This window comes from Leifsonia sp. NPDC058292, assembly GCF_042880955.1.
In the GTDB taxonomy this organism is placed as follows: Bacteria; Actinomycetota; Actinomycetes; order Actinomycetales; family Microbacteriaceae; genus Leifsonia.
In genome coordinates, this window is the sequence record NZ_JBHVYL010000073.1 from 1 (window position 1) to 4532 (window position 4532).

The following is a 4532-nucleotide window of genomic DNA, read 5'->3' on the forward strand; positions in this document are numbered from 1 at the left end:
GTATAAGAGACAGGTGTGGCGGGGCCCCTCTTCGTTGCGGCAGCCTTCGCTGCGCCCGGCTTACTTGCCGAAGTTCTTGTAGCGCGAGTTGAACTTCTCGACGCGGCCGGCCGAGTCCATGATGCGCTGCTTGCCCGTGTAGAACGGGTGCGACTCCGAGGAGATCTCGACGTCGATCACCGGGTAGGTGTTGCCGTCTTCCCACTCGATCGTCTTGTCACTCGACACGGTGGAGCGGGTCAGGAACGTCGCACCCGACGCCAGGTCGCGGAAAACCACCGGAGCGTATTCGGGGTGGATGTCAGTCTTCATCAGGACTTCCTTGTTGCGTATAGTTGGTTGGTCGTGCCCCAGGCGGTGAACCGGGACGGGAAGCATGTCGGCACGACGCAGAGACAGCGCCACGGCCAGCTACCGAGTTTAGCAGATTGTTCAGTCTGCGATGGCTTGACTCGCCCGGGCCGTGTAGCGGCCGGCCGATTCGCTCAGCTCGATGCCGATGCCGAACGTGTCGCTGAGTCGTTCGGACGTGATCACGTCGTCCAGCTTTCCCTGAGCGGTGACACCGCCGTCGGTCAGCAGCAGGGCGTTGTGGAACCCCAACGGGATCTCCTCGACGTGGTGCGTGACCATCACGATCGCGGGAGAGCGCGGGTCGCTGGCGTAGCCGCCGAGCAGCTGCAGCAGCTCTTCGCGTCCGCCGAGGTCGAGGCTCGCGGCCGGCTCGTCGAGAAGCAGGATCTCGGGGTCGGTCATGACGGCACGCGCGATCTGCACGCGCTTCTGCTCGCCATCGCTGAGGCTGCCGAACATCCGCTCGGCCAGGTGCTCCAGCTTCCACTCGGAGAGCACACGACGCGCGCGGCGCTCGTCGATCTCCTCGTACTCCTCGTTCCAGCGGCCGGTGATCGCGTATGCCGCCGTCATCACGACGTCGAGCACCGTCTCGTTGCGCGGGATGCGCCGGGCGAGCGCACTCGAAGCGAAGCCGAGCCGCGGCTTCAGCTCCGACAGATCGCTGTGGCCGATCGGCTCACCCAGCACGGAAGCCTCACCGGAGGTGGGATGCATCGCAGCGGCGACGATCTGCAGCAGCGTCGTCTTGCCGGCGCCGTTCGGGCCGAGCACGACCCATCGTTCGTCCGGCTCGACCGTCCAGTTCACCGAGTCGAGAATGGTATTCCCGTCACGAACGACCGACACATCTTCAAGCTTGAGAACGCTGGGCATGACCTCTAGCCTACCGGCGTCGTCAGCCGACGAGTGACCGGTAGATCGCCCGTGTCTGCTCCGCGATGGAGGTCCAGCTGAACTCCGTCTCGGCACGCTGGCGACCGGCCTCGCCCATGCGCGCGGCGCGTTCCGGGTCACGGACGACCTCGGTCAGAGCGGCTGCGAGATCGGTCACGAACGCATCCGGGTCGGTGGGTGTCCCCGTTCCGTCCGTGGCCTGATCGATGGGCACCAGCTTGCCCGTGACGCCGTCGACGATGACCTCCGGGATGCCGCCCGTCGCCGTTCCCACCACGGGCAGGCCGCACGCCATGGCCTCGAGGTTCACGATGCCGAGCGGCTCGTAGATCGAGGGGCAGACGAAGACCGTGGATGCGGTGAGCGCGGTGCGCAACTCCTCCTGCGACAGCAGGCGGTCGATCCAGACGACGCCGTCGCGCTCGGCCTGCAACGCCTCGACGCCGCGGGTCACCTCCGCCATGATCTCGGGGGTGTCCGGCGCGCCGGCGCAGAGGATGACCTGAACGTCGGCGGGAAGCAGCCGCGCCGCCCGCAGCAGGTACGGGAGGCCCTTCTGACGCGTGATCCTGCCGACGAAGACGACGGCCGGCCGGTGGGGATCGATGCCCAGCGCCCTGGCGCCGTCCGGGTCGTGGAGAGGCTTCCAGCGGTCGAGGTCGATGCCGTTGTAGACGACCGTGACCTTGTCGGGGTCCAGTGCCGGATACGACGCGAGGATGTCGCGCCGCATCCCCTCGCTGACCGCGATCACACGATCCGCGCCCTCGAAGGCGGTCTTCTCGATCCAGCTCGACACGCGGTAGCCGCCGCCGAGCTGTTCGGCTTTCCACGGGCGCAACGGCTCCAGGCTGTGCGCCGTGACGACGTGCGGGATGCCGTGCAGCAGCTTCGCCACGTGACCTGCCCCGTTCGCGTACCAGGTGTGCGAGTGCACGAGATCTGCGCCCGCGACATCCTGCGCCATCTGCAGATCCACCCCCAGTGTGGTGATCGCCGGATTGGCGTCAGCGAGTTCCGAGGGGACCGCGTACCCGAACGTGTCGGGCTCGTCAACGGGGGTGCCGAATGCTCGCACGAGCACTTCGGTGTCGGTGCGCAACGCTCGCACCAGCTCGACCACGTGAACACCGGCGCCGCCGTAGATGTTGGGCGGATACTCCCGGGTCAAAAGATCAACGCGCATGACCTGAACGCTAGTACACCACCCCTGTTGCCTCTACTGTGGTGGCATGGCAGGCAAGAAGATCTTCGGCATTGTTCTCGCGGGTGGCGAAGGTAAACGCCTGATGCCCCTCACGGCCGATCGGGCGAAACCAGCGGTGCCGTTCGGGGGTCAGTACCGCCTCATCGACTTCGCGCTGTCCAATCTGATCAATTCGCAGCTTCGCCAGATCGTCGTGCTCACGCAGTACAAGTCGCACAGCCTCGACCGTCACGTCTCGCAGACCTGGCGACTCGACGGGATGCTCAACTCCTACATAGCCTCCGTGCCCGCTCAGCAGCGGCTCGGCAAGCGGTGGTTCAGCGGGTCGGCCGACGCCATCCTGCAGAGCCTCAACCTGTTGCGCGACGAGAAGCCCGACATCGTGGTCGTCGTCGGAGCGGACCACGTCTACCGCATGGACTTCGGCCAGATGATCGAGGCGCACATCGCGTCGGGTGCTCCCGCGACGGTCGCGGCCATCCGTCAGCCCATCGGTCTCGCCGACCAGTTCGGCGTGATCGAGGTCGACGCCGCGCATCCGGATCGCATCGGCGCCTTCCGCGAGAAGCCGGCCGATCCGCTCGGTCTCCCCGACTCCCCCCACGAGGTCCTCGCCTCGATGGGCAACTACGTGTTCGACGCGGATGCGCTCATCGACGCGGTCATCCGCGACGGCGACCGCCCCGACTCCAACCACGACATGGGCGGCGACATCATCCCCGACTTCGTCAACCGCGGCGAGGCGGGCGTCTACGACTTCAACCGCAACGACGTTCCCGGCTCGACCGATCGGGACAGGTACTACTGGCGCGACGTGGGAACGATCGACTCGTTCTTCGAGGCCCACCAAGACCTCATCGCGCCGCTGCCGGTGTTCAATCTCTACAACAACCAGTGGTCGATCTTCAGCTCGCAGCTCAACTCGCCGCCGGCGAAGATCGTGCGCGACGACCGCGGATCCCTCGGCACCACCATCGACTCGATCGTCTCGCTCGGCTCGGTGATCTCGGGAGCCCACCTGGAGCGCAGTGTTCTGGGGCCGTGGGCGAAGGTCGATTCCGGGGCCAAGGTGGTCGACTCGGTCGTGTTCGAGCGTGCCATCATCGAGCCGAACGCGTTCGTCGGCCGTGCCATCCTCGACAAAGACGTCATCGTCGCCGAAGGCGCCAGCATCGGCCTCGACCACGATCGGGACCGCGCACGAGGGTTCACCGTCACCGACTCCGGACTGACCGTCGTCGGCAAGGGAGTGCACGTCGTTCCATGACCGGCTCTTCCCCGCGACTGCCCCACAATCGAACATCCCAGCGGTTCCTCGCCGTTCTCGACGCGGACTCGACCCTCATCCATGACGAGGTCATCGAACTGCTCGCCGAGGAGGCGGGCGCCCGCACCGAGGTGGCGGAGATCACCGAACGCGCGATGCGCGGCGAGCTCGACTTCGAGCAGAGCCTGCGTTCCCGGGTGCGGACCCTCGCCGGGCTGCCGGTGTCGGTGTTCTCGCGCGTCGGCGAACGCATCCGTGTCACCGACGGGGTGCCCGAGCTCATCGCGGGCGTCCACGCCGCCGGCGGCCTGGTCGGTGTGGTCTCCGGAGGGTTCCACGAGACCCTCGACCCCCTGGGCCACCGCCTGGGGCTCGACCACTGGCGTGCCAACCGGCTGGAGGTGGCCGATGGCGTTCTGACCGGGGGTCTTCTCGGCGAGGTCGTCGACGCGACGGCCAAAGCATCCGCGCTCACCGAGTGGGCTGCGGATGCCGGAATCCCGCTAGCGCACACCGTCGCGATCGGCGACGGCGCGAACGACCTCGAGATGATGGCCACCGCCGGCCTCGCTGTCGCCTTCAACGCCAAACCCCGCGTGCGCGCCGAGGCCGACGTCGTCATCGACCGCCAAGACCTCAGCCAGGTACTCCCCCTCCTCGGCCTCCGCGGCTGACGCCTCGGCAGCCAGCCCGGCGTCGAAAGTGCCCGCTCCCCCGAGCTGGACCGCTCCCGCCAAGCTTGACCGTTCGCGCCGAGTGTGGCCGGTGCGGTCGAATGTGGCCGGTACCGCGGGCACGCTCGACCGC

General features: G+C 67.3%; 5 protein-coding genes. 2 read left to right on the forward strand and 3 right to left on the reverse strand.

The features are described from left to right. Positions 1–60: 60 nt before the first annotated feature. The 3 genes from ACFVWR_RS18835 to glgA form a co-directional block, all read right to left on the reverse strand. The gene (locus tag ACFVWR_RS18835; RefSeq protein WP_387215886.1) at positions 61–312 is read right to left on the reverse strand and encodes a type B 50S ribosomal protein L31; all 252 of its coding nucleotides are present in this window, start codon (positions 310–312) and stop codon (positions 61–63) included. A 120-nt stretch (positions 313–432) separates the two neighbouring features. Continuing rightward, complete coding sequence (locus tag ACFVWR_RS18840) at positions 433–1230, reverse strand: ABC transporter ATP-binding protein (protein ID WP_387215889.1); 798 nt, start codon at positions 1228–1230, stop codon at positions 433–435. Between the two features lie 22 nt (positions 1231–1252). Then, positions 1253–2437, reverse strand: a complete 1185-nt coding sequence (glgA, locus tag ACFVWR_RS18845; RefSeq protein ID WP_387215892.1) for a glycogen synthase — start codon at positions 2435–2437, stop codon at positions 1253–1255. A gap of 46 nt (positions 2438–2483) precedes the next feature. On the opposite strand from glgA, the gene ACFVWR_RS18850 reads away from it, so the two are divergent. Both ACFVWR_RS18850 and serB read left to right on the forward strand, forming a co-directional pair. Further along, a complete protein-coding gene (locus tag ACFVWR_RS18850) occupies positions 2484–3725 on the forward strand; it encodes a glucose-1-phosphate adenylyltransferase (protein ID WP_387215895.1) in 1242 nt (413 codons plus the stop codon). Beyond that, positions 3722–4399 carry a phosphoserine phosphatase SerB gene (gene serB / locus ACFVWR_RS18855; RefSeq protein WP_387215898.1) on the forward strand — a complete coding sequence of 226 codons (678 nt, stop codon included), beginning with the start codon at positions 3722–3724 and terminating at the stop codon, positions 4397–4399. Before ACFVWR_RS18850 ends, serB begins: the two co-directional genes overlap by 4 nt. Positions 4400–4532 lie beyond the last annotated feature (133 nt).